Origin of the sequence: Paraburkholderia piptadeniae, assembly GCF_900007165.1 — a bacterium.
GTDB classification, from domain to species: domain Bacteria; phylum Pseudomonadota; class Gammaproteobacteria; order Burkholderiales; family Burkholderiaceae; genus Paraburkholderia; species Paraburkholderia piptadeniae.
The window spans coordinates 34,346-60,196 of the sequence record NZ_CYGY02000060.1 but is presented as its reverse complement, the minus strand read 5'-3'; the positions used below and the strand labels follow the sequence as shown (position 1 = coordinate 60,196).

General features: G+C 61.6%; 19 protein-coding genes and 2 pseudogenes. 10 read left to right on the top strand and 11 right to left on the bottom strand.

Annotated features, from left to right (window positions below; translation table 11 throughout):
- Positions 1-763, bottom strand: a 763-nt coding sequence (locus tag BN2476_RS29475; RefSeq protein ID WP_268957962.1) for a PDC sensor domain-containing protein, incomplete at its 3' end; no start/stop codon positions are given.
- Positions 764-2,025: 1,262 nt separating this feature from the next.
- Between BN2476_RS29475 and BN2476_RS46655 the strand changes: the two genes are divergently transcribed.
- A complete protein-coding gene (locus tag BN2476_RS46655) occupies positions 2,026-2,190 on the top strand; it encodes a hypothetical protein (protein WP_160111777.1) in 165 nt (54 codons plus the stop codon).
- 189 nt (positions 2,191-2,379) lie between these two features.
- On the opposite strand, the gene BN2476_RS29470 is transcribed toward BN2476_RS46655, so the two are convergent.
- The 3 genes from BN2476_RS29470 to BN2476_RS29460 are packed head-to-tail and all read right to left on the bottom strand — an operon-like array spanning position 2,380 to position 7,995.
- Positions 2,380-5,445, bottom strand: coding sequence for an efflux RND transporter permease subunit (locus tag BN2476_RS29470; protein WP_087737748.1), 3,066 nt, complete (start codon positions 5,443-5,445; stop codon positions 2,380-2,382).
- Positions 5,442-6,566: an efflux RND transporter periplasmic adaptor subunit gene (locus BN2476_RS29465; protein ID WP_235851015.1), complete on the bottom strand. Its 1,125-nt coding sequence runs from the start codon at positions 6,564-6,566 to the stop codon at positions 5,442-5,444. Before BN2476_RS29465 ends, BN2476_RS29470 begins: the two co-directional genes overlap by 4 nt.
- Entirely contained in the window at positions 6,556-7,995 is a 1,440-nt protein-coding gene (locus BN2476_RS29460; protein WP_087737746.1) for a TolC family protein, read from the bottom strand. The genes BN2476_RS29465 and BN2476_RS29460 overlap by 11 nt, the downstream gene beginning before the upstream one ends.
- Positions 7,996-8,133: 138 nt before the next feature.
- On the opposite strand from BN2476_RS29460, the gene BN2476_RS29455 reads away from it, so the two are divergent.
- Positions 8,134-8,796 (top strand): response regulator, encoded by a 663-nt coding sequence (locus BN2476_RS29455; protein WP_087737745.1) that lies wholly within the window; start codon positions 8,134-8,136, stop codon positions 8,794-8,796.
- Positions 8,793-10,130 (top strand): ATP-binding protein, encoded by a 1,338-nt coding sequence (locus tag BN2476_RS29450; protein ID WP_087737744.1) that lies wholly within the window; start codon positions 8,793-8,795, stop codon positions 10,128-10,130. Before BN2476_RS29455 ends, BN2476_RS29450 begins: the two co-directional genes overlap by 4 nt.
- A 441-nt stretch (positions 10,131-10,571) precedes the next feature.
- Here the strand turns inward: BN2476_RS29450 and BN2476_RS29440 are convergent, their stop codons facing one another.
- From BN2476_RS29440 to uppS, 4 genes and pseudogenes are all read right to left on the bottom strand, one after another.
- Complete coding sequence (locus BN2476_RS29440; RefSeq protein ID WP_087737743.1) at positions 10,572-11,003, bottom strand: hypothetical protein; 432 nt, start codon at positions 11,001-11,003, stop codon at positions 10,572-10,574.
- Positions 11,004-11,072: 69 nt separating this feature from the next.
- Positions 11,073-11,813 carry a COG4705 family protein gene (locus tag BN2476_RS29435; protein ID WP_087737742.1) on the bottom strand — a complete coding sequence of 247 codons (741 nt, stop codon included), beginning with the start codon at positions 11,811-11,813 and terminating at the stop codon, positions 11,073-11,075.
- A gap of 1,110 nt (positions 11,814-12,923) precedes the next feature.
- The gene (locus tag BN2476_RS47755; protein ID WP_235851013.1) at positions 12,924-13,109 is read right to left on the bottom strand and encodes a diacylglycerol kinase; all 186 of its coding nucleotides are present in this window, start codon (positions 13,107-13,109) and stop codon (positions 12,924-12,926) included.
- 291 nt (positions 13,110-13,400) lie between these two features.
- A pseudogene (gene uppS, locus BN2476_RS48575) lies at positions 13,401-13,771 on the bottom strand (polyprenyl diphosphate synthase); the annotation flags it as partial.
- Between the two features lie 535 nt (positions 13,772-14,306).
- Between uppS and BN2476_RS29420 the strand changes: the two are divergent.
- The 6 genes from BN2476_RS29420 (at position 14,307) to BN2476_RS29395 (ending at position 20,448) form a co-directional block, all read left to right on the top strand.
- Positions 14,307-15,320, top strand: a complete 1,014-nt coding sequence (locus BN2476_RS29420; RefSeq protein WP_087737752.1) for an ABC transporter substrate-binding protein — start codon at positions 14,307-14,309, stop codon at positions 15,318-15,320.
- A 116-nt stretch (positions 15,321-15,436) separates the two neighbouring features.
- Positions 15,437-16,234, top strand: coding sequence for an ABC transporter ATP-binding protein (locus BN2476_RS29415; RefSeq protein ID WP_087737741.1), 798 nt, complete (start codon positions 15,437-15,439; stop codon positions 16,232-16,234).
- Between the two features lie 51 nt (positions 16,235-16,285).
- The gene (locus BN2476_RS29410; RefSeq protein ID WP_087737740.1) at positions 16,286-17,122 is read left to right on the top strand and encodes an ABC transporter permease; all 837 of its coding nucleotides are present in this window, start codon (positions 16,286-16,288) and stop codon (positions 17,120-17,122) included.
- Positions 17,123-17,278: 156 nt separating this feature from the next.
- Positions 17,279-18,391: a porin gene (locus BN2476_RS29405; protein ID WP_087737751.1), complete on the top strand. Its 1,113-nt coding sequence runs from the start codon at positions 17,279-17,281 to the stop codon at positions 18,389-18,391.
- A 135-nt stretch (positions 18,392-18,526) separates the two neighbouring features.
- Positions 18,527-20,152, top strand: coding sequence for a methyl-accepting chemotaxis protein (locus BN2476_RS29400; protein ID WP_087737739.1), 1,626 nt, complete (start codon positions 18,527-18,529; stop codon positions 20,150-20,152).
- Entirely contained in the window at positions 20,149-20,448 is a 300-nt protein-coding gene (locus BN2476_RS29395) for a DUF3579 domain-containing protein (protein ID WP_087737738.1), read from the top strand. Before BN2476_RS29400 ends, BN2476_RS29395 begins: the two co-directional genes overlap by 4 nt.
- A gap of 644 nt (positions 20,449-21,092) precedes the next feature.
- Here BN2476_RS29395 and BN2476_RS46650 read toward each other — a convergent pair.
- On the bottom strand, positions 21,093-21,242 hold the full coding sequence (locus BN2476_RS46650) for a hypothetical protein (RefSeq protein ID WP_160111776.1): 150 nt from the start codon (positions 21,240-21,242) through the stop codon (positions 21,093-21,095).
- On the opposite strand from BN2476_RS46650, the pseudogene BN2476_RS48570 reads away from it, so the two are divergent.
- Positions 21,195-21,341, top strand: a pseudogene (locus BN2476_RS48570) (DNA-binding protein); the annotation flags it as partial. The gene BN2476_RS46650 and the pseudogene BN2476_RS48570 sit on opposite strands and share 48 nt — an antisense overlap.
- Positions 21,342-21,552: 211 nt before the next feature.
- Here the strand turns inward: BN2476_RS48570 and BN2476_RS29385 are convergent.
- On the bottom strand, positions 21,553-24,663 hold the full coding sequence (locus BN2476_RS29385; protein WP_087737737.1) for an efflux RND transporter permease subunit: 3,111 nt from the start codon (positions 24,661-24,663) through the stop codon (positions 21,553-21,555).
- On the bottom strand, positions 24,660-25,802 hold the full coding sequence (locus BN2476_RS29380; protein WP_160111775.1) for an efflux RND transporter periplasmic adaptor subunit: 1,143 nt from the start codon (positions 25,800-25,802) through the stop codon (positions 24,660-24,662). The genes BN2476_RS29385 and BN2476_RS29380 overlap by 4 nt, the downstream gene beginning before the upstream one ends.
- Between the last annotated feature and the right edge of the window lie 49 nt (positions 25,803-25,851).

Sequence of the window (25,851 nt, the reverse complement as noted above, 5' to 3'; positions counted from 1 at the left end):
GGTCTCGCCCGATGACCTGCGGGTTGTACGGCGTGCGCATGATCAGGTGCCCGTCCGTATGGATCAGCGCCATCGTGCCGTGGGGCCCGAGTTTCAGCCCCGACTGCAGCCTGCGGAAGTATTCGAGCTTCAGGGTGCCGACCGCCACGCCCCGAAAGGAACCGTCCGGATTGTTGATGCGCCGGCTTAGCACGATGATCGGGTCGCCCTTGCGGATCCGCGACACCAGCGGCGCACTGACATAGAGACCCGCGGCCGGGTTGTCCCGATGCACCGTGAAATAGCGCCGGTCGGCCAGATTCACGTGGGACGGCACCTCGGAACGGGAATCGATCAGCACGTTTCCGGTGGCGTCCAGGACCAGCATGGAGCCGAGATCCTTCGCGGTGGCGGCGCGGTCGAACAGTAGCGCATCGCGTAACCGCGCCGGCAGCGCCATTACCTCTGGCTGTCCGACGCCATCGACAACGGCCTGCAGCGACAGGTCATAGAGTTCAACGTTACGCAGGATGTCCCGCTCGATGACTAGCAGCGTATTGCGTGACGCGTCGCGGGCGTGCTCGAGGGCGTCCTGCCGCCCGTCATACAGGAGCACCGCACACACTGTCAGCATGGCGAACGCGATCACCAGAGCGCCGCCAATCACCGCACGGGGTGAGCCAAGGCGTGCCAGCAGGCGACCAGATTGGGAGCGGACCGGAATCACGCGTTTTGCCTTCTTGATGTTTTTGACAGAAACCGGGCCATGATCGGCGACATCCATGGTTGTCCAGCCGGGCAGCCCGTCTGGCTCCGTGCCGGCCTGTCCTTCAATGGCTGCCGGCCCGGTCGGCAATGTATCAAAAAAATTGTCGGTGCGGCCGGCGACCAGGCTCCTGAATCTCGGGCCAGTTCAGGGAGCGCGACGGTCAATGGCGTGGTCGACCGCAGCGGCCGGAGAGTGTCGCTGAATCGGCGCGCCGTCAAAACCGCAAACTCCCCGCCATTCCTGCCTCAATTCGCTGCATACGTGCGGTTGCCGGGCAGTGCATTGCAGCAATCAATCCCTTAGCGCAATGCCCTACATGCTGTCCACAGACTCATCCGCGCTTTCTGTGCACAACTGGAATCCCGTCGCACCAGAGAACCTGCACGCAAGGAGGGGGACCTATTCGTTTAGATAAGGCTGTGACGAAGCTGCTCGGGGGTCGCGCCGCCCGCGGCGTCAGCCTGCCCGGTGGTAGAAGGGAGAGTCGATGCGCGGGTACCCTGATGAGCTGCCGAGACAGGGTCGAGAATGCCTGAGGCCTGATACAGGCAAGCCCAATCCGGGTGCTCAGGCTGCAGCGGATCGAGTTCGAGTAACCAGTTTGTGCTGCATATGCGGCAACGGTAACGTTGCAGGAGCACGGGACGTCAGCCGAGCGGACGCAGCCGTGTCGGCCCGTGTGTGATCCGCAGCCCTTCGTGTGGCTTGACCATCTTGCCCAGTTGCATTCTTTCGCAGGCTTCGCAGCACATGACTGTCAGGGTGGCGCTGGAAGAGTGACCGGCTAAGCACCGCGTTCGGCGATGGGTGGCGAGTCAGTAGTCAAGAAAAAGCCCGCACGGCGGCGGCTGAATCCATATCAAAGGAGACATGGAGGAGACAGGCTCAGTATAAACCCTTGGTCTTGCGATGCAAGGTGCTGTCGTGTCGCAACTGCACGTTGGCTCACGTGTATCCCGCGCGAAATCCCACTGGCGACGAACTCCTGTTGGGGGTGACTTTGATTTCCGAGCAATTTTCCGGTTAGACGCACCCAGACCAGGCGTGGGTTTGCCTCGCGCCCCCAAATAAAAAATGTGCAAGATCAGTTGGTTGCTGTCCACCCTCGCGCTACACCACCGCCGAATCGCAGTTCGTCGTGCGCCAAATGGATGATCTTGCCGTTGATTCCAACATCGCTGGCGTTCGGGGGCGGAGTACGATAGCCCGGAGTCCATTACGAGGAACGAAGCGATCCGCGCGCGAGCAAAGGATGGTGCCGCGCAAATGAAGCGATGATGATGCCCGTGCTGTTCGCGGTGGGCACGATCGTCGTCGGCTATCTCTGGTGGAAGATGCACGCGCTGCGCCAGCAGGCGCGCGCGTTCGGCGACGATGGCCGGACCGGCGACGTCGAGGTGGTCCACAAGGATTCGCCCGACGACGATTCCGCGAAACGCTGACGATCGATTACGCGCGCGCCTCGAGCACGATCTCATGGCCCTGAAGCGCTCGGTCGTGATGTATTTCGTCAAGTCCAGACTCTTGCCCAGCACGCTTTGCGGGCTGACTTCGGCAAAAAAGCCGTGCAGACATGAAGGCCAGGAAAGGCGAACATCCAGCCCTCATGGTCTGCGTCGAAAAACCACCCATCAGCCCGTCCCGCTCGCCGGACCACGCTTTTTCATCAGTAACTGGAGCAGCACGGGCAGCAGCAGAAGCACGAGCGGCAACTGCACGATGAGCCCGGAGATGATCGCAACTGCGAGCGGCTGCTGCATCGCCGAGCCCTGGCCCAGTGCAAACGCGAGCGGCAGCAGCGCGAGAATTGCAGCGATGGTCGTCATCGCGATGGGACGCAGACGGTTGCGGCCCGCTTCAATAAGCGCGCGCTCGAATGGCAGGCCTTCGTCGCGCACAAGTCCCTGCAGTTCCGACACGTAAAAGATGGCGACCTCGGTCACGATACCGATGATCATCGTCATGCCCATCATCGCGGAGATGTTGAGTTCGATGCCCGTCATCCACAATCCGATGAAGACCGCGCCAGCTGCGAGCAGCGGCATCGCCATCACCGCGAGCGCAACGCGAAAGCGCTCGTAGAGAAAGAGCAGCAGGCCGAACACGAGCGCGACGGCCGCGCCGAACACCGTGACGAGTCCCTTGAACGCAATCTGCTGCTGCTGGTACAGACCGCCAAGCTCATAGTAGACGCTCGACGGCAGCAGTTGCGGTTCACCGAGCGCCTTCTGCACATCGGCGACCGTCGAACCCAGATCGCGCCCGTCAATGCGTGCCGTCACGGCCACCATGCGCTTCAGGTTGTCGCGGCTGATCTCCGGCTGGCCTGTGACCTTGACCATGTCCGCGACGCGGCCAACGGGAAACAGATGACCGTCCGGCGCGCGCACGAGCAGCTGGCCGAGTTGCGTATCGGTGAGGCTCAGGGCATTCGCCACACGCACGCGCACGCCGACCGTCTTCGGCCCGCTCTGGAACTGCGTGGCGACGCTGCCTTCCAGCATGTCGGAGATGGCCTGCGCGACCGATTGCACGTCCATCCCTTCGGCCGCTGCCGCATCGGGGCGAATGCGCAATTCGAGCGCATCGCCGGCGGGATTGATGCCGTCGTTCACATCGACGACGCCCGGAATCTTCCCGATGCGCGCCGCGACCTTGCGGGCCGTCGTGTCGAGCGTGTTCTGGTCGTCGGAATAGATCTTGATCTGCACGGGTTGCGGCACCGCTGTCAGATCGCCGATCAGATCCTCCATCAGTTGTGCGAGCTCGACGCTAACGCCCGGGACCTGACTCTCGATCTGCGAACGGATTTCTTCCATCACCGTTTCGATCGGCTCGCGACCGCCGGACTTGAGCCGCACGAAGAAGTCACCACGATTCGGTTCGTTCAGGTCGCCACCCAGACCCGCGCCTGTGCGGCGCGAGTACGTCGAGACATTCGGATTGGACTGCACGATCGTCTCGATCTGCTGCATCAGCCGGTCCGTTTCGGTGATCGACGTGCCGGGCGCCGTGTGATAGTCGAGCACGAAGCCGCCTTCGTCCATCGTCGGCATGAAGCCGCTGCCGACCTGCGTGAACGCGAACGCCGCGACAGCGATGAGCGGCACGAGACCGGTCAGCACGAGCAAAGGCTTCGACGTCACATGCTCGATCAGATACGCGTAGCGCCTGTTCATCCACGAGGCGAGGCGCGTTTCCTCGTGTTCTTCCGCGTCTTTCGCCTTGAGCCAGTGGTCACACAGAATCGGCACGGCGAGCCACGTCACGATGAACGAGATGAGCAGCGCGCTGGCCATCGTCACGGACAGCGCCTTGAAGAACGCGCCCGTCACGCCGGAAAGAAACGCGAGCGGCACGAAGATGATCAGCGTCGCGGCCGACGAGCCCGCAAGCGGCCGCGTGAATTCGAGCGCTGCCGACATCACGCGGCCATGAAACGCCTGCGCGCCGGCTTCGCGCATGCGTCGCACGATGTGCTCGATCATCACGATCGCATCGTCGATGACGAGACCGACGGCGGCCGCCATGCCGCCGAGCGTCATGATGTTGAAGCCCATGCCGAACACGTCGAGCAACAGGATCGTGGCAGCCATTACGACGGGCACGAGCGCGACGGCAATGGCCGTGATCTTCCAGTTGCGCAGAAACACGAACAGCGTGATCGCGGCCAGCACGACGCCAATCATGATCGCGTCGCGCACGCTCGACGCCGACGCGACCACCAGCTCGCTCTGGTCGTACCAGTTTGCGAGGTGCACACCGGCCGGCATTTTGTGCTGGAAGTCCGCGAGCTTCGCGTGAATCGCGCGCGCCATCGCGACGCTGTTCGCCCCCGGCTGCTGATAGATGTTGATGAGCACGGCATCCTTGCCGTCTGCTGTCACGCGCATCCATTGTGGCACGACGCCCTGCTGCACCGTCGCGATATCGCCGAGCCGAATCTGCGTGGGCCCATTCGACGACACGACCACGTGCTTCAGTTCGTCGATATGCGTGATCGTCGTTTTCGCGATTACCAGATACAGCTTGTAGTGATCTTCAATGCGGCCCGTCGCCATCAGCACATTGCTCATGCCGATCGCTTTCGATACGTCCGCGAGCGACAGCTTGTATGCGGCAAGGCGCGCCGGGTCGATCGCCACTTCGAACTCGTCCTGGGCGCCGCCCATCACGTCGACACGCGCCACGCCTTCCACCGACGACAGCAGCGGGCGCAACTGGAATTGTGCGAGATCGCGCAGTGCCGACTGCGACTGCTTCTGCGAAGTCAGACTGTAGGCCAGCACAGGAAACACGGTCGGGTCCATGCGGCGCACCTGCATCGACGTGCCTTGCGGCAGCGTCGCGAGGATCTCGCTGATGGCCGACTGCGCTTGCAGCGTCGCCTGCGCCATGTCCGTGCCCCAGTCAAAATTGATCGAGATCTCGGCGGCGCCGCGGCTCGTTTTCGATTCGACGTCGCGCACGTTCGGCACGCGGCGCAGCGCTTCTTCGACGGGCATCGTGACAAGCGTCGTCATCTGTTCGGCGGGGCGGTCGCCGGCATCGAGCGATACGACGGCGCGCGGAAACGCGACGTTCGGAAACAGCGAAATCGGCATGCGAAACGCGGTCAGCGCGCCGGCGATCGCGAGCAGCGCGACGACGAACAGCAGCGAACGACGATGCCTTTGCATCCACTGGCTGAAGTTCATCGCGCCGTTCCCTGCTTTGCGTTCGGCCCGGTAGCCTGTTGCGCCGTGCCGTCGATATGCACGGGTGTGCCGTCCTGCAATTCATAGTTGCCCACGACGACGAGTGGCCGCGTGGCGTCGAGCGTGCCATCGACGCCATAACGGTCGCCGTCCTCGACGACCTTTTTGACGGTCACGCGATGCGCCTTGTTGTCGCTGCCCGTCTGAAACACGTAGTCGCCATGCGCGTCGTTCAGTACGGCGCTGCGTGGCACGATCCAGTACGTGCCCGATTGCGTCGCGATGTCGGCCTTCACGCGTGTGCCCGGCATGAATGCGCTTTGCCCGAACGGTACGCTCGCGCCGATATTGACGAGCTGGCTTTGCGTATCGATGGACGCGCCAACCATCGCAACACGTCCCGCGACGTGCGCCGTCTGAAGCGCCGTCGACAGGCCGCTGACGGTGACGGTGTCGCCGGGATGGATCGATGCCGCATCGGCGGGTTCAACGCCGAGCGTCACGTTCGGCCGAGCGTTATCGCCGCGCGAGCCCGCCGACAGCTGCAGGATCGCCGAGCCCGCCTGCACCTGATCGCCTTGCGCCACGGACACCTGCGTGACGACGCCGTCATGCGGCGCGACGATGGTCGCGTGCCCGGTGCCGATGCCGAGCTGCCGTTGCGCGTCGAGCGCCTGTTTTGCATCGAGCGCGGCCTTGCGCGCGCTGGCGAGCTGCGATTGCGTCGCGAGTGACTTGTCGTAGAGCGACTGCGTGCGCGCGAGTTCGTCCTGCGCGAGCTGCGCTGCGCTCTTCGCCTGCGTTGCCGCGACCACGGCTGCGGGATCGGCCTGCACGACAAACAGCGGCGTGCCGCGCTTGACGGCCTGACCGGCCTGCACGCGCATCTGGTCGATGCGCGCGACGTACGGCAGATCGACGGTCGTCACGCTCGACGATGAACTCGCGACCACGCCGTATGCATGAACAGGCTGGGCAATCGTCCCGCGCGTGGGCGTGACCGTCTGCACGGTGGTGACGGGCGCTTCATCCGCATGGGAAGAAGGGCAATACACTGAAAGGACTGCCGCGATGCCGGCAGTAACGAGGCCGGAATAAAGCCACGTGCGGTTATTTCGCATCGGATTCGGTGAAGGTTCTGTCTGAGGAGTAAGCATCGGGGATCGCGCTGCCGAGCAACGCCTGCAAGCCGACGCGCTGTTCGGCAAGCGACTCGCGCAGCGTCGCCACGTCAATGCGTTTTGTGATGGACGCGCTTTGCGCATCGACATATGCGCCGAGCGCGAGGTTGTGTTCCGCGTAGGCCGCAGTGGCGTGCTTTGCCGCAGCGTCGACATCGGGCAGCGCCGATTCGGTCGCTTGCAACTGGCGCGTGAGGATCGTTGTGTCGGCGCGCATTTGGGCGACGTCCGCATAGGCCGTGTTGAGCCGGTCCTGATACTCGTCGCGCAGACGTTGACGCGTTGCACGCTCGATCGCAACGTTGCCCTGGTTGCGATTGAAGACCGGCAGGCTCAGGTTGATCTGGAAACCGCTCGTGTAGATGTTGGACGTGTCGCGTGCGCGTACGAATCCCACGGAGAGGCTCGGAAACTGGCTGAGAATCGCCGCACGATACTTCTGCTCCTGCGCTTCGTAGCCCGCCTGAAGCGCGAGCAGATCCGGTCTGCGTTCGGGCAGCGCGGTGAGGGCGGCGTCGAGGGTGTCATCAGAGAGCGGCACATCGTGGTCGTCGCCGGTCAGTTGCAACTGCACGTCCTGCGAGAGACCCAGCAACGCATTCAGGTCGTGATGCGTTTGCTGGGCGGCACGTTGCGCATCGGTGTACTGGCGGTTCGAGTCCGTGTATGACGTGAGCGCGGCTGTCAGCGTGTCTGCGGTCAGATTGCCGGCGCGTTGCGCTTCGGCCATCCGTTCATAGCGCATGCGCGAGAGGTCGCGCTGCTGCTGCAACAGCGGCAACGTCTGCTGCTGAAAGCGCGTTTTGATGAAGAGCTGTCTGGCCTGCGCGACGGTCTGCCATTCCTGCCAGAGCAGCCCGAGATCCGTCTTCGCGACAGTCGCATCAGCGGACTGCCTGTTCGCGCTGCGCGTGACGATCGCCATCACGTCCATGCTCAAGCCGTAGTTGAACGCGCGCGTCGCGCCGTATGCGCCCGGATAGTCGCTTGAAATGCTCAACTGCGGATCGGGCAGCAGACCTGCGGAATAGGCCTGTGCACAGGCGATATGCAGATCGTCGCGCGCGAGCTTCAATGCCGGATTGTTCGCGACCGCGAGCATCGCGACTTCTTCGATATCGAGTCCATCGGAAGGATCGAAGCGATGCGCGGCGAGTTCAGGCAATGGCATGCGCGACGGATCGATCTGGATGCGTTCGAGCTGCTCTGCAGAGGTGCTGGTCGTATAGGGCGAAAGGGGTTCGCGGTGATACCAGGTGCATCCCGACAAGGTGAGGACATAGGCGCCCGCGATGGCCGCAAGTGGCATGCGTCGTGAACCGACGCGCGTGCGGACAAAATGCGCGGCAGAGTGAAAAGACAAAGGCATACTCCTGAGCGGGGCCCGCTCGAATGAAGATTGCGTCGAGTAACGGGCGGATTGTCGGCAGCACGCGCTTAAGAGACCCTTAAGGGCGCGTTAAGCTAAAGGTGCCGACAATGTAGGCTATTCAGGAGAAATGGCGCCATGCGTTTGCTGCTGGTGGAAGATGACGAGATGATTGGCGAGCCCGTTGTGGATACGATGCGGCGCGCGGGCTATGCGATCGATTGGGCGCACGACGGACGCGAGGCCGAACTGTCGCTGGACCACGACATTTACGATCTGGTTCTGCTCGACCTCGGCTTGCCGGAAGCGGATGGCATCGATGTACTCAACCGTTATCGCCGGCGAGGTGGCAATGCGCCTGTGATCATTCTCACGGCGCGCGATGCCGTTGAAAGCCGGATCGGCGGACTCGATGCGGGCGCGGACGACTACCTCGTCAAGCCTTTCGATCTTGACGAACTCGCTGCGCGTGTGCGTGCATTGCTGCGTCGACGCACGGGGCAAACCAGTCCCGTCTATTCGCACGGCGATCTGACATTGAATCCCGCCACACATGAAGCGACGTTGAAAGGCGACGCGCTTGCTCTCGTGCCGCGCGAATTCAGCCTGCTGCAAGCGTTGATCGAAGGACCGACGCGTGTGTATACGCGCTCGGAACTCGAAGAGAAACTGTATGGCTGGGGCGAGGAAGTCGGCAGCAATACGATCGAAGTCCACGTGCATAGCCTGCGTCGCAAGATCGGGGCAGAGCAGATCGTGACGGTGCGCGGCGTGGGATATCGCCTGAAGAGGTGCGAATGACGTCGATCCGGCGCTGGCTGCTCGGCTGGTTGATCGCCGGCCTTGCCATGGCAGCGTCGATCGCGGGTTTCGGCATCTTTCATACGGCACGCGAAGAGGCAAGCGAGCTGTTCGACTACGAATTGCGTACGGTGGCGCTTTCTGTGCCCGCGAATATCAGCCGCGTCGATACGCTCACGCGGCGCACGCCGGATTTCGAAGGTCTGTCGGACGATCGTATTCTTATCGAGATCTGGGATCAGGCTGGCAGGGGCGTTTATAAATCGCTGGGCGGTATCGATCTTGCGCGCTTTCCCGAAGGCATTCGCACGATTGAACGGGATGAATATCACTGGCGCGTGCTGGGTGTTCAGGAGGGCGATCGTTTCGTACAGGTCGCTCAGCCTGTGTCCGTGCGCGAAGATCTGGCCTTGCGGCTGGCATTGCGTACGCTGTGGCCACTCGGTCTGTTCTTTCCCGCGATCATTCTGATCGTGCTTTGGGTGGTCGGCCGGGGACTCGCGCCGCTTGGCAGCATTTCCCGCGCATTGTCGACACGCTCACTGGATTCGCTTGAACCGCTGCGGCTCGATGGCCGCATGCCCGTCGAAATGAAACCGCTCGTCGAGGCACTCAATGATCTGCTGCATCGGTTGAACATTGCTTCCGAAATGCAACGCACGTTTGTCGCGGATGCCGCGCATGAATTGCGCTCGCCGCTGGCTGCGCTGAAGCTGCAATTGCAGGCCGCCGAGCGCGATGGTTCGCTGGTCGGCAGCAAGCCGACGTTCGCGCGCATTGAAGGGCGCCTGAACCGGTTAATCCACCTCGTACACCAGTTGCTGACGTTGGCACGTGAAGATGCGCAACGCAGCGCGAAATTCGAAGCCGTGAGTCTGCGCAGATTGTGCGAGCGTGCGGTGGGTGACTTTTCGCTGCTCGCCGAGGCCAAGCAGATCGACCTGGGGCTTGAATGCAACGGCTCATCGACGAAAGCCGACGATGCCTACATGGTGCGCGCCGAGTCGCAGGGACTCGAAGTGCTGCTCAATAATCTGATCGACAATGCGATCCGTTACACCCCGCAGGGCGGGAAGGTGGATGTGATCCTGACGCGTAGCGGTAATGAGGTCAGCATGAGCGTATCGGATAGCGGCCCCGGCATTCCGGCGGGGGACCGCGAGCGCGTTTTTGACCGGTTCTATCGCAGCACGGGCCACAAGGAACATGGCAGCGGCCTGGGTCTCGCCATCGCGCAGAAAATCGCTCAGCGTCATCTCGCGACGCTTGCTTTCGACAACAACGACGACCGTCCAGGTCTGCGCGTCACGCTCTCCGGGTTGCGGACCGGGTAACTGTCGCCATCCTGTCACCATGCGAGCTGTTTCAGCGGCCACCCACGTGCGGCGTTCTTCGTCAGAAGGAGCGATGGATGCCTTTCACCGGCATCTATGCTTCACCACTCCGATCCATACAGTATGCGGCATCCTGATGCATTCGAGTCTCGCTGTCACGACGCAGGGCATCGCATTGGGACTCGCAGCAATCAGGTTCGCGTATCGATCGAGGAGAAGGAAAGCTATCGATGGCTGGAAAATCTACGGCAATCGACAGCACTGTTTGGGCAGCCGCAGCGATGTGTTGATGGAGGAGGAGATCGCGAAAGCGATATTTGCGAACTTTCTGTCACGACCTATGAGTTGGAGACCAACTTCCCGGTGCGAACCGGACCCTTGATGAAAACGCGCTCGCATCCTGCGACGAAAGCGCGTTTCACCTTTCGTATTGAAGCGTGCTCAACCTTTCCCACTCATCTGATCCATCATCGTGATCAGATCGGCGAGAGCTACCTTGCACCTGGCCTGTTCCGGCGATTTCTCGCGCAGCGCTTCGAGCGCGTTGTCGATGGCCTTGTCGAGCTTGTGCCAGTCGGCGGCGGCGCGCGGTTTGAGCGAAGGCTCGGCATCATCCCACGATGTTTCGAGATCCTTGATCCGCTTTTTCGCGCCGGCCAGATCATCCGCGTCGACGAGCTTCGACGTGTCGGTCGCGATGGTTCTGAACTTCGACAGATCTCCGAGCTTCGATGGTGCAGTAGCGGCATGTGCCACCGAGATCGGCGACAGCGCAGAGAGGCGTTGCGACATTGAAGCGATATGCGAACCTTCCATCGTACAGGTTGCGAAAGCGGCAACTGCGAGTACAGGAACTACCATGCGTCGGTTCATAACCGATCCTCCGTTTGAAGATGCAATAGCTTCGCCAGTCTGGCGGCGTGAACTGAAACCCGATGTGTGCTACGTGGCCTGACCCTGGCGCGTTCTGGCCGAAGCGTAGATGCCCACGAGCACGACAATGACGGCGAGGAACACCACGCTGGTCATGACGGTGCCCATGCCCAGCCCGCCATAATCTCTCGCTTGCGAGAGCAGATCGCCGAGCGATGCGCCGAACGGCCGCGTCAGAATGTAGGCAAGCCAGAAGATCAGTACATGGTTCGCGCCGAGATATGCTGCGCAGCCCATGAGCAGGAGCAGGATGCCGAACACAACGACGCCGAGGCTAAAACCGAGGCCGATGGCTTCCGTAGCGAGATCGCCGGCTGCCGTACCCAGTGCAAACGTGACGAGAATCGCGATCCAGTAGAACAGCTCGCGCCTGCGTGTCACGATCGTGTTAATGGAGAGCGTTCGTTCTTTCCGATACCAGGTAGCGAAGACGCCGCAGAGCAGAAGGGTAAAGACCGCGGTACTGATGTATAGGCTGACACCGAGCCCGTCGCTCAACACATCGGTCAATTGAGTGCCCACGACACTCACGAGCACCACAGTGAGCCAATAAATCCACGGCACGTAAGTACGTTTGCTCAATTGCGTGATCAGCGAAGCCGCAAGCAGCGACAACGTGATGGCAATCGTGATGGTGGTGCCGAACCCTACATGGACGGCAAGATAGTCGGCACCTGTTTCACCGACCGTCGTGGACAGGATCTTGATCGTCCAGAATGCGGCCGTGACTTCGGGAACCTTGTTTTGCATTGGTGTGACGTGTGCGTCGGGCATTCTCCCCACTCCTTTGTTCAAAGACGCTGATTCAAACGTTCAAATGTGTCCGGTCCGAAGTTTGTTCTGTTGCGCCACACTATGACGGCGGGAACCTTATCGAATGCTTACGTTGCGTGCGCGTTTGATGCGTGGTCTGATTGACACAGCACAATCGTTAAATGACTGATCGGCAGACGTGAAGAAGGTCGAATGGTGCACCTCGTTGAGCACGGTGCGCGGGTGCCTGACAGCGGCACGTCCGCTGCGCGCGCATCGGGTGAAACAACGTCATTGGAGTTCAAATACGCTAGCCGCGCGTGTATCCACCACATTGCCATTGACGGGTAGCTGAAGCTGTTCGCCGATGCGCGGCGCCCGACGGCCGCGCTATGGGTGTGCAATAAACATTCGATGTGTGTAAGGTGGTGTGAGCGTGCATCCGCAAGTCGAATGGTCAGTTATTCAGGCGAGAACCTGTCAAACATTAAGGTTGCCTTAACCGGGTAGAGATTTCCGAAAAATATAGTTCTCAAGTGATCCGGTTACTCTGCCGATAGACCTGCTGCCGAAATACGGCGTAACTTTTGGAGAGAACCATGTCAATCCAGGCAGTCGGCCAGAACTTGACCCAGTCTGTCGCCACACCTCCGTCACAGTCCGCAGGGGGTACACCCTCAACCAGTAAGACGACGTCGACGTCTTCCCCGGCCGCGTATACGGTCAGTATCAGCAGCGCGGCGCGTGCGGCATTACTTGAAGCTGCCGAGACGTCGGTTCAAACCGCGCAGGAAGCGAATCGTGGTGACCTTCAGGCACAGCGGCTTCTTGCAAAGGAACAGGCGTCAAAAACTCTGTAGTCTGTGCCTGATCCGGACTGCGCTGCAGCGTCACGTTCGTAGTGCTAGCGGAAGCGCTCGGGCGAGGTCCTGAGGCTTCCGCAGCACGTTGACGGCCCTCTTGCGATGTCGCAGGGCACGAGCGCGGGAGGTCAAAATCACGTCGTGGTTCGTCGTGAGCACGTTGCGCCCGACGTGAATGCGGCGGGTGTTGTCACAGTGATTTTTGAAAAACTGCCGACGCTATGGACGGGACTGTGGTCAAGCGCTACCGATTTGCAACAACGTCAATCACCGTGAGCAATCCGACGAGACCGGCGCCTGCGCAGACGAGCAGCACAGCGCCCGCAGCACAGTCTTTGGCTACACCGATTGCAGGATGATGTTCGGGATACAGGTGATCGGCCAGCCTTTCGAGGGCCGTATTGAACAGTTCGGCCGCCAGGACCAGCATGGCCATCGCCAGGCACAGCGCCCAAAGCACAAGCGGTGGCGAATCCTGCCTGGATGCGAAAGTTGCGCTGGGCTCGCCAGGTGGTGGCTACACCCGCCAGTGCATCGCCGGCGCTTTGCAAGAAACTCCTCTTCGTCATGATCCACTCCCGTCCTGTCCGGGCGTCCAAGCGTCTCCGAAGCCGCGATGTCCATACAAGGCAACCGTCGGCGATCGCTCAGCCTAGCGTCGCCCGGGAGGCAGCCCCAGCACCAGCCGTCCGATTGCGACCACCCAGGCTTCGCGCATGCGTCACGCAGTCGCGCGGCCAAAGCGACGCTCGCGCGTCCGGTACGATGCCAGATCGGCCTCGAGTGCCGCGTCGTCGAAGTCCGGCCAAAAGGTGTTGGTGAAGTACAGTTCAGTGTACGCGAGGCGCCACAGCAGAAAGTTTCTGATGCGCTGTTCACCGCCGGTACGGGTGAAGAGATCCGGTTCCGGCGCGTAAGCGAATGCGAGATGCTGCGCGAGGCTGGCTTCGTCGACCAGCGCGGATCGCCTATCGGCCACAGTCTGTTCGAGAAGCTGCTGGGCCGCCTGGAGTATGTCCCAGCGTCCGTCAATAGTTTGCCGCAACCGTCAACGTCATGCGGAGGGTTGTGGGTGGTTTTCGCTTCAGCGCGCACTGAATCAGCACCCGGAGGCCCGCATCAAGCATCGGACGCGGCGTCCCTTGGTACAGGACTTCGGTGTCGCGCAGTTGAAGGATCGGATCGTCATGAGGTTTTCCGTTTACCGACTCGAACGCTCGTTCATTTTCAACCGGGCCGGCCGGTTCGCGGGCCATGTCGTTTCCTAGCGCATTGCAGCAAATCCGCGTGCAATCAAACTCTTACAGGCATTCCTCGATGGATGCTGTCGAGAGAGCGTGTCAGTACTTGTCATGCTGCTGGCCCTCGCCTCAATGGGCAACACTGTCAAGCCAAATTCAGTCCATGCCTTGAACAAATGCATATAGGACTGGGTGAGCTTCGCGATTTGCCATCGAGATTCTTCTAAGGACGACATATGGAAATCTCGGGCTCCTGTGGATCCATAGGGAAAGCACTAACCTTTTTGTTTCGGGCGTGAAAGCGGGAGGAAGGTTTCATCCACCTAAGATGCCGCACCGATACAGAGGTAGCCATGTGCGCTGCCGCCAACAAAGGAGACTCCACGATGCGTCACACCTTCCGCAAGCTGAGGCAGATCGCGCTATGCGCATCAGTGCTATCCGTCGGCCTCGCTCAACATGCCTATGCAGGAGACGACGGCAAACTCAGCATCATGGTGGGCGGCGCGACGAAGATCATCTATCTCCCCGCGAAACTGACCGAACAGCTCGGCTATTTCAAGGACGAAGGGCTCGACGTCGAAATCCTCTCGCAACCCGCCGGCGTCGACGCGGAAAACGAGTTGCTGGCTGGCGCGGTTCAGGCGGTCGTCGGCTTCTACGATCACACGATCGACCTGCAAAGCAAAGGCAAGCAAGTCAAGGCTATCGTGGTCTTCGGGCAGGTGCCGGGGGAAGCGGAAGTGGTCGCCACGAAGGCCGCCGACAGCATCAAGAGTATGGCCGATGTGAAAGGCAAGACGCTTGGCGTGACAGGTCTGGGTTCCTCGACCAGCTTTCTGACGCAATACCTCGCCGAGCGTAACGGTGTGCACGCCGACCAGTTCACGATGCTCCCGGTCGGTGCAGATGCGAGCTTCATTGCAGCCATCAGGCAAGGCCGTATCGATACCGGGATGACGACCGAGCCCACCATCTCGGCACTCGAGAAGGCCGGCGACGCGAAGGTGCTCGTCGATATGCGTACGCTGGCGGGGACGAAGGCAGCGCTGGGCGGCACGTATCCGGCGGCGAGCCTGTATGTGCAATCCGCCTGGGCGGACACGCACAAGGCGCAGGCAGCGAAGCTTGCGCATGCCTTCGTGAAGACCATGCAGTTTATCCACACGCACAGCGCGGAAGAAGTCGCTGCGAAGATGCCGACGGACTATCAGAAAGACAGGACGCTGTATGTCAACGCTCTGCGGGCGTCGATGCCGATGTTCACCGCGGACGGCAAGATGCCGGCGGACGGTCCGCAAACCGTGCTGAAGGTGCTCTCCGCATTCAGTCCCTCTGTGAAGGGCAAGCACATCGATCTCACCAAAACCTACACGGACGAGTTCGTGGAGGCGAAGTAAGGGTAGGGTCGGCGATCACTTAAGCCGAGTTGGCTGTCGTTTTCATCCATCTCCTCCTCGGGGGTGCCGGGGTCTGCATCCGGGCACCGGCCCCCCATTTTTCTGGTGAGTTCCTGATGAACAGAAGTATTACCGGGCACGCACCTGCCATCGAGTTTCACAATGTCAGCTGCCGTTTCGTGAGCCCGGATGGCAAGGCGACAGTCGCATTGCGCGATTTCAGCATGTCGGTGGCGAAGGGCGAATTTGTCGCCATCGTTGGTCCCACGGGCTGCGGCAAGTCCACGACGCTCAGCATGATTACAGGCCTGCTCAAGCCGACGACGGGCGAAGTGCGCGTGATGGGCGCGCCCGTCGACGGCATCGACCCGCGCATCGGTTTCGTTTTCCAGGCCGATGCGGTGTTTCCGTGGCGCTCGGTGCTCGACAACGTGGCAGCCGGCCCACTTTATCGCGGACGTTCGAGATCCGCTGCGTACAAAGAAGCGGACGAATGGCTGCGCCGCGTCGGGCTCGACAAGTTCGGCAAGCACTATCCGCATCAACTGTCGGGCGGCATGCGCAAGCGGGTCGCGCTCGCGCAGACCTTCATCAACAAGCCGGAAATCCTGCTGATGGACGAGCCGTTCTCGGCGCTCGACATGCAGACGCGCACGCTGATGCAGGACGAGTTGCTGCAGCTGTGGTCGGGCAACGCGGGCTCTGTGGTGTTCGTCACGCACGATCTGGAAGAGGCGATCGCGCTCGCGGACCGCGTCTTCGTGCTGACCGCACGCCCGGCGACGCTGAAGAAGGTCTACGAGATCGACCTGCCGCGTCCGCGCATCACCTCCGAAATCCGCTATGACCCGCGCTTTATCGAAATTTCGCGCGATATCTGGCACGACCTGCGCGAAGAAGTGCAGATCGGGTAACCGAAGTCTGGAAATCACATGACAACCCCACAACACGCGCTGGCCGGGCGCATGAACCGGCAAACGTCCATCTCGCCAACGCCGAAAGAAGCGGTCGAGCGACGCAAGGTCCGCTATCGTGATCTGCTCGTCCTCACGTTGCGCGTGCTGGTGCTCGTCGTTGCGCTCGGCGGCTGGGAGCTCGCTGCACGCCTCAGGTGGATTGATCCGTTCTTCTTCTCGATGCCCTCGTCGATCTTTGCGCAGATCGTCGACTGGTTCGAGCACGGTACGGCCCAAGGTCCGCTTCTCTTGCAGGTCTGGGTCACGCTCGAAGAGACGGGACTTGGTTTCATCATCGGCTCGGTGGCAGGTGTCTTCTGCGGCATCGTACTGGGTCGCAACAAGCTGCTCTCCGATGTTTTCAGCCTCTACATCAAGATCGCGAACTCGATACCGCGCGTCGTGCTCGGTTCGGTGTTCGTGATCGCGCTCGGCCTCGGCATGGCGTCGAAGGTCGCGCTGGCCGTCGTGATGGTCTTCTTCGTCGTGTTCGCGAACGCATTTCAGGGCGTGCGCGAAGCCGACCGTTACATGATCGCCAACGCGCAGATTCTCGGTGCCTCGCGTCGTCAGGTGATGACGTCCGTAGTGATTCCGTCGGCATTGAGCTGGATTCTCGCGAGTCTGCACGTCAGCTTTGGCTTCGCACTCGTAGGCGCAGTGGTGGGCGAATTCCTCGGCTCGAAGCAGGGCATCGGCCTGCTGATCTCGACCGCACAAGGTGCATTCAATGCGAGCGGCGTGTTCGCGGCAATGATCGTGCTCGCGGTGGTCGCACTGGCCGCAGATTTCCTGATGACGTCGCTGGAGAAGCGTCTGATGGGTTGGAAACCGTCCCGGCAATAGGTTCAAGGTTCATATCAGGTTCGACGTTCTGTGGTCATGGCATGGCAGCGCGTGTGCGCTGCTACCCGCCGGTGGATTGAGCTTCGGTCCACGGCGGCACAACAAATTGTTCAACGCAGTGAAGAGGAGACGATAGTGACGAAGAAGCATTTTGCAATGGCCGCGACGGTCGCGGCCATTGCAGTCGCGGCAGGCGGCGCACACGCGCAATCGAGTGTCCAGCTCTATGGCCTGATGGATCTGAGTGTGCCGACCTACCAGTCGCACGCCGATGCGAACGGCAACCACGTCATTGGGATGGGCATCGGGGGTGAGCCGTGGTTCAGCGGCAGCCGGTTCGGGATGAAAGGTGCGGAAGACATCGGTGGTGGCACCAAGGTGATCTTCCGGCTCGAGGCGGAATACCGCGTGGCCGATGGCCAGATGGAAGACCCGGGTCAGCTTTTCGACCGCGACGCATGGGTCGGCATCGAGAACGATTCCCTTGGCAAGCTCACCGCGGGCTTCCAGAACACGATTGCGCGCGATGCGGCCGCGATCTACGGTGACCCGTACGGCAATGCGAAGCTGACTACTGAAGAGGGTGGTTGGACCAACTCCAACAACTTCAAGCAGATGATCTTCTACGCGGCCGGCTCGACCGGCACGCGTTATTCGAATGGCCTGGCGTGGAAGAAGCTGTTCAACAACGGCATCTTTGCAGCCGCAGGCTACGCATTCGGCAACCAGACGAGCTTTGGCCTGAACTCGGTCTATCAGGCTGCGCTCGGCTACAACGGCAATTCGTTTGCCGCGTCGACTTTCTACAGCCATGTCAATAAAAACGGCTTTGCGAACCAGTCGTTCTCGGTCGGTGGTAACTACACGTTTGGTATCGTGCGCGCGAATGCCGGCTATTTCCGCTACTGGGGCGACCAGGGTTCGCTCGGCCAGCGTCAGGACAACGCGTGGACCGTGTCGCTCAAGCTCGCGCCGAAGGGACCGCTCGACTATGAGCTTGGCTATCAGCAGATGCGCGTGCACAACGCGGCGTACAACGCAGACGGTGACATTCCGAATGCCAACCTGGGCACGTTCGATCCGACCTCGGGCCTGCACAACGGCTTCAAGGAAACGCTGTACGGCTCGGTGTTCTATCACCTCTCCAAGCGCACCGAAGTCTACCTGGCAGGCGACTACATGAGGCTGCACGGCGGCTATACGGTCGGCAGCACGTTCGGCGCGACCAATCAGCTCGAACTGACGGGCGGCATTCGTACGCGCTTCTGAAGCCAACACGCCGGCAGGGCGTTCACGTGATGACGAGCGTGGACGCCCGGCGCGAGCCTTTTTCGCCATCCGTGGCAGTGACGCAGATTTGCGCTCGCTGCTTTTTTATGTGGGCGACTCGCGAGACTCAAGACGATGAGCATTCGCAGAATTCTGTCCGTATTGATTGCCTGCTACACGATCGCGCTGGCCGTCGTGGTGGGCATCTCCGTCGTTTCGCTGCGTTCGGCGAATGCATCGCTCGAAGCAACGTATCGCAACGAAACCGCGGCGCTGCGCAAGCTGGCGGCGAGTACCGAATGGCTGCTTCAGGTGCAGGTCGATCTCGGTGGGTACGAAGCGCTGGTCATGCAGGGCAAGTCGACGGATGCGCTGCTTGCGCGCATTCACGCGGAACTCACGAGCAGCGACCGCGAGCTTGCCAGCTATCTTGGCCAGCCCGTTTCCGGGCCCATCGAGCAGGCACTTGTCGATGCGTTCAAGGCGAAGCGCGCTGCGCTGATGACGCAGGCGATGACGCCCGAGATCGCCGCGCTGGATCACAACGATTTCGCATCGTACCGTTCCGTGCACCGTCAGGCCCCCGATTCGTTATTCACCGACTACCGGCATGCGGCGCTCGCGCTGGAGGATTTTCAGTCCCAGCAGCAGAAGATGCACTTCGAGTCCGCCGAGGTACGCTTCTATCGATTGCTGCAAGTGTTCGGCGTCGTGCTTGCCCTTGCGCTGCTGGCGGGCGCATGGGCGAGATCGCTACTCATCCGTTCCATCGTCCGGCCTATCGATCGTGCCATCCGTCACTTCGACCGGATCGCGTCGGGCGATCTCACGGTGCCTGTCGATGCGCACGGAAAGAACGAAATGGGCCGCCTGATGCACGCGCTTTCGCGGATGCAACAGGCACTCGCGGCGTCCGTCGCGCAGATTCGCGGTGCAACTGCGGCCATCTCGCTGGGCGTCGCCGAGATTGCGCAAGGCAATGCGGATCTGTCGAGCCGGACCGAACAGCAGGCGGTGGCGCTACAGCAGAGCGCATCGAGTACCGAGCAGTTGACCGACGCCGTGCTGCGCAACGCGGACAATGCACGCGTGGCGAGTACGCTTGCCATCGACGCTTCGGGCATAGCCGGCCAGGGCCGCGAAGCAGTGGGACGCGTGGTCGGTACCATCGAGGATTTGTCGTCGAGTGCGGACAGGATCGTCGACATCATCGGCGTCATTGAAGGCATCGCGTTCCAGACCAACGTGCTTGCGCTCAATGCAGCCGTTGAAGCGGCACGTGCCGGCGACGCGGGCCGCGGCTTCGCCGTGGTGGCGGGCGACGTGCGGACGCTCGCACAGCGCTCGGCGGCCGCCGCCAGGGAGATCAAGGTGCTGATTGCCGAGTCCCACAGCAGGGTCGGGCGAGGGCGTGAGCTCGCGGCAGCGGCCGGCGAGACGATGACGCAGGTGGTCGATGCGGCGCGCAAGGTGGCGGACATCATCGGCGAGATCAGCGAGGCGTCGGGTCATCAGTCGCGTGGCATCGAACACGTCAATCGCGCGGTCGCGCAGATCGAGCAGACGACGCAGCAGAACGCGGCCCTCGTCGAGCAGCTCGCCGCGGCAGCGGCATCGCTTGACGAACAGGCGCGCGGACTGGACGAAGCGGTGTCGTCGTTCCGGCTCGACGGGGCGCACACAACCAGAACCGAACTTCATCGTCTTGCACCGGACCAGCCAGTGGCTTTGCTGCATTCTGCAGGGACAGGCGCTGCATGACGCATTATCTGATCAGCGGAATCACCCGCGCCCGTGGGCCGTTTCGCCCGAACGATTGGGCCGAACGCCTTGCGGGTGTCGTGTCGATTTTCGTGAGGGAACGGGCTGGCGCGTCGCGCGTTTGTGCTGTCGGCTATGCGATGCCTTGCGTGGACGGCGATGTGAAATGCCTGAGAGTTGCCGGCGCGCTGCAGGAAATCTGCCCCGATGCACTCCGGTTTGTCCTTCAGTTTGCTGACGAAAACGATCTGCCGGTGAAAGCGCTTGATGTATCGCGATCTGACGTAAAACGCTGAGCTTTTGAGGGGGAGTATCGCCACGCCTGTGGGCGAATCTGCGTAACCGGTCAGGGATCGGCGAGCGATAGTACGCCACGCCGGCGTACGTGCCGCGCGTAAGCTGCCGCTCACCCGCTCGCTTTCACAGGTCACGGATCGGCATGTCGCCGCCCCGTAATGGCGCAAAGAATCCGGTTGAGGTGCGTGTCAGCCACGAATCGACTTTCCCGATGGGGAGGTTCCGTTCCTTCTGAGCCAAGCGCCAATGACCAGCAGGAGGTTCGAATTGTTGAATGTCGACCTTGTCGGCGTACAGCAGGGAAATTCAGATGGGGATAGCATGCAACGGTCTGATGGAGCTTGAGCGGCTGAGTGCGATACGCCACGTTGCCAAGAGTGCGCCGGCTCGAGGGGGGCCGGCGTGGCAGAGATTGGCGGAACCGCCGGTAGGGCGCATTCGAAGCTTCTTCATCAAAGGCCCCCTCGTACTTCCCGACGGTCGAAACCGTCGATGTCGCTGCGACTCACGATCCACAAACCCGGTGGTTTTAGCTCCGCAATGCGCGGACGCGCTTCGGCATGGCGAAGCGTAACATGCGTCGTCATTGTGACAAGGTGGCAAACGCGAATAGCGAGCAACCGGTTGCGCAAACGCAAGCATCTCATGTCATGTCGAGATGCGGACTGGCCAGACTGTTCGCTTCTGCGGTCATTGCATCGGGCCACGATGCGTTTTCGCCCGACGAGGCCGCCTCGCCGCCGAGATCGAGCGTCTGAAGGCCGAATTTCCGAAGACACGCGAGCTGTACCACGAGGTCTGCGCGCTGCTGTTCTTCCGTTTCAGACAGTTGCCGACTGCGAACTGCCCGGATCAGCTCGTGAAGCGGGGCAGCATGGGTACCGCGTCGGCCAGGAAATCAATGCGGGCGCCTCATATACCGCCAGCCCGATTCCCGTGGCTGGCATGTACGATTTGAGACATGGCACTTCGACTCTCACAGAGCCGATAAAGAGCAACGGGTTGCCGTTGGCGCAATTTATCAGATCCTCTCTGCCTTAAAGGCGATCGACAGTCCTCCCCGTTTGGCGGTTCAGGGCAGAGGCCTCAAAACAGACGAAGCGTTACTGGATCGTTGCTTGTTCCGATGCCATGCGATGCATGCGTCGCCCGGTGAGCCAGTGGGACAGACGGTCAAACCACAAATGGACGACCGGCGTTGTAAAAAGCGTGAGCATTTGGGAAACGATCAGGCCGCCCACGATCGAAATGCCGAGCGGCACGCGCAACTCCGCACCTGCTCCGTAGCCGAGCGCGAGCGGAAGCGCCCCGAAGAGGGCCGCAAGCGTGGTCATCATGATCGGACGGAAACGAAGCACGCACGCCTCGCGAATTGCCTCGACTGGAGAGAGTCCATGTTCTCGCTCGGCGACCAGGGCGAAGTCGATCATCATGATCGCGTTCTTCTTGACGATGCCGATCAGGAGAATCACGCCGATCATCCCCATGATCGATAGGTCCTGCCCGCACAGCATCAGCGCGAGCAACGCGCCGATCCCTGCCGAAGGCAGCGTTGAGATGATCGTCAACGGATGAATTGCGCTTTCGTACAGCACTCCGAGCACCAGATACACGGCGATCAGCGCCGCGGCGATCAGATACGGCTCGCTCTGCAATGATGCCTGGAACGCCTGCGCCGTGCCCTGGAAAGTGCCGGTAATTGCATCGGGTTTGCCGACCGTGGCCTCGGTCTTGTGGATGGCCGTGACGGCATTGCCGAGCGACTCGCCAGGCGCGAGATTGAACGAGATCGTCACGGAAGGGAAGAGCCCTTGATGATTGACGGAAACCGGCGAGACTGTGTTGTCCACCCGCGCGAGCGTGCTAAGCGGCACGAGCTGGCTTGTCAGCGGTGAACGGATATAGAGGTGAGTGAGCGCGTCGGTCGTCAGCTGATACTCAGGGTCCACTTCTTCGATTACGTGATACTGGTTCAGCTGGGTAAACATTGTCGCGATCTGGCGCTGGCCGAACGCATCGTACAGCGTGTCGTCAATCATCTGCGCGGTGATGCCGAAGCGCGCCGCGGTGTTTCGGTCGATCACCAGGTTTGCACTCGTGGCGGAAGCCTGCTGGTCCGAGGACACATCGGCGAGTTCAGGAAGGCTTGCGAGCTTTTTCGTCAGTACCTTGGCCCAATGGTTCAGTTGATCCACGTCTGGGCTCTGTAGCGTGTACTGGTACTGTGCCGCGCTGATGCGTCCGCCGACCTGGATATCCTGGCGAACCTGCATCGACAATGAAATGCCTTTCACGGCCGCGATTTGCGGCTTGAGGCGACTCAGCACTTGCGCCGCGCTCGCGGTGCGCTTGCCGAAGGGCTTCAGATTGATCATCACCCGGCCCTGGCTCACAGTCGGAATCGCTCCGATCCAGTAGTAGACGTTGTCCACCGCCGGATCGGCCTCAATGATTGCCCCCAGTTCACGCATCTTCGCGGACATCGAGCGCGGCGAGATATCAGGCGCGGCCTGCGTGACACCCATAATGAGCCCGGAATCTTCCTGCGGAAAGAACCCCTTCGGAGTGGCGATGAATAGCGCCGCAGTGGCAAGCACGGTCGCCACCGTAATGCCAAGCATGACGTTCTGGTGACGCAGCACACGATCGAGGCCGCGCTCGTAGGCGCGCTCCATCGCGACGAAGCCTTTTTCGAGCCAGCGCTCGATTTTCTTCAGCGGGCCCCGGTCGCTGCCCGGCGGCTTGATGAACCAGCCGCAGAGCATCGGTGTGACAGTGAGCGATACAAGTGCCGACATAACGATCGCCGCGCTCACCGTTACCGCGAACTCTCGAAAGAGCCGCCCGACGATGCCGCCCATCAGCAGGATGGGAATGAACACGGCGACGAGCGAGATCGTCATCGAAACGATTGTGAAGCGGACTTCGCGCGCGCCGAGCAATGCCGCGCGCATCTTCGGCACCCCTTCTTCGATATGGCGCATTACGTTCTCGATGACGACGATCGCATCGTCGACCACGAAGCCGACCGCGATCGTCAGGCCCATCAGCGAGAGATTGTCGAGGCTGTAACCGAGCAGGTACATCACGCCGAAGGTCGCGACGAGTGATAGCGGGATCGTCAGGCTAGGAATGACCGTCGCCCATACGTTGCGCAGGAACGAGAAGATGACCATCACGACGAGCGCGATCGTCAGCATTAACGTGAACTGCACGTCATGCACGGCGGCCTTGATGGTCTGCGTTCGGTCGCCGACCACATGCAGATTCGCTGCCGCAGGAAGGCTCGCCTGCAGGGCTGGCAGCCGCGCCTTGATATTGGCGATGGTCTGAACGACGTTGAAGCCCGGCTGCTTGTGAATGTCGATGACGATTGCGCGGTCATGCTGGAGCCATGCGGCCTGCTGCGTATCTTCGGGTGCGTCGATCACTGTGCCGAGATCTTGTACGCGCACCGGGGCGCCGTTCTTGTAGGCCACCACGAGATCGCGATAGTCGGCAGCGCTCGTGAGCTGGTCGGTTGCATTGAATACCACCGAGCGGTCGGTGCCGTTCAGGCTGCCTTTCGGGGCATTGACGGTCTGCACGCCGACGATCGAGCGGACGTCCTCGAGCGTAAGCCCGCGTGCGGTGAGCTTGTCAGGATCGAGCCTGATGCGAACGGCCGGTCGCTGCTGGCCGTGAAAATCGACGAGACCGACGCCCGGCATCTGTGAGATCTGCTGGGCGATATAGTTTTCGGCGTAGTCATCGAGCTGCGTCAGAGTCAGCGACGAGGACGTGAGCGCGAGCGAGAACATCGTGAAATCGGCGGGGTTGACCTTCTCGTAGGTCGGCGGGTTCGGCAGATTCTTCGGCAACTGGCCACCGGCCGCGTTGATCGCCGTCTGCACGTCCTGAGCAGCACCGTTGATGTCGCGCGACAGGTCGAACTGCACGGTGATGTTGGTTGTGCCGAGCGAGCTCGCCGAGGTGATCTGGGTAATGCCAGAGATATTGGAGAGTTGCCGTTCAAGCGGCGTCGCGACCGAGGTGGCCATCGTATCCGCGCTCGCGCCAGGCAGTTTCGCGATGATGAGGATCGTCGGAAAATCGACCTGCGGCAGCGGCGCCACCGGCAGGAGGAAATACGCGACGGCGCCGGCGAGCATCACGGCGACGGCGAGAAACGTTGTCGCTATGCGCCGTTCGATGAAACATTCGAGGAGGCTCACGACGCATCTCCCGCACGGGTTGCGGCATGGCTCGGCGCTTCGGCCGTCGCCGCGACCGTGCTCGCCGCAACGCGCACGCCGGGATGGAGGCGGCTCTGCCCGTCAAAGACGACGAGATCCGCCGGTGCGACGCCCGAGCGCACCTCGGTCATGCCTTCCACGCTCGCGCCCGTCGTTACCGGGCGCAACTGCACGTGCCCATCTACGGCGACGACGTAGAGCTGCGTGCCGTCCTGCGTGTTGACGATCGCCCGGCTCGGCACCGCTATCCGGCCGCGGTCCGTGCGCACGAGGACGCGTGCATTGACGAGTTCCCCGGGCCAGAGTTTGCGATCCTTGTTGGCAAACGACGCCTTGAGCTTGACCTGGCCAGTGGCGGGGTCCACCGTGCTGTCGATGAAGACAAGCTTGCCGTCGGCAAGCGCGGCGCTGCCAGCGCGCGTCGTGATGTGAACGGGCAGCGGCCCTTTCCCCTGATTGTCGAGCAGATCGGGCAAGACATCCTGCGGCACGGAGAAGACTACCGTGATCGGCTCCATCTGCGTGACGGTCGCGATGCCGGTCGTGTCGCTTGCGCGCACGATTGCACCGATGTCCGCCTCGCGCGCGCCCACCCGCCCGTCAAAGGGCGCATAGAGTGTGGTGAAACCGAGCTGGAGCTTGTCGTTCTGCACGAGCGCGGTGTCGGCGGCGACCATCGCGGCGTATGACGCCACCTGCGCTTTCGCCTTATCGACGCTCTGGGAGGTTGCCGCGCCGATGCCTACCAGCTTCGTGTACCGGTCAAGATCGAGGCGCGAGTTATCGAGGTTGGCCTGATCCTTCCGCTGAGCGGCTTCTGCCTGTTGCAGCTGCGCCTTCAGTGGCCCCTGGTCGAACTGCGCGAGCAATTGTCCGGCCCGCACATCTTGACCTTCGGTGAACGCGATGCGCTGCAACTGTCCGTCGACGCGCACTTTCACATCGACTGCGTTGATTGCCTGCACGGATCCTGTTGCTGCCACCCGGACGGGGAAGTCTTGCCGCACCGGGTGCCCTGCGTAGACGGGCACTGGTGCAACCGGCGTCGGATGCGGATGTTCTGGCCACAGCCACCATCCGGCGAGGCTGGCGAAGACAAGCATGGCGCCGATCAGCAACAGGCCACCGTGGCCGTCGCCACGGTCGCCGCGGGGCGCGTTCTCGCGA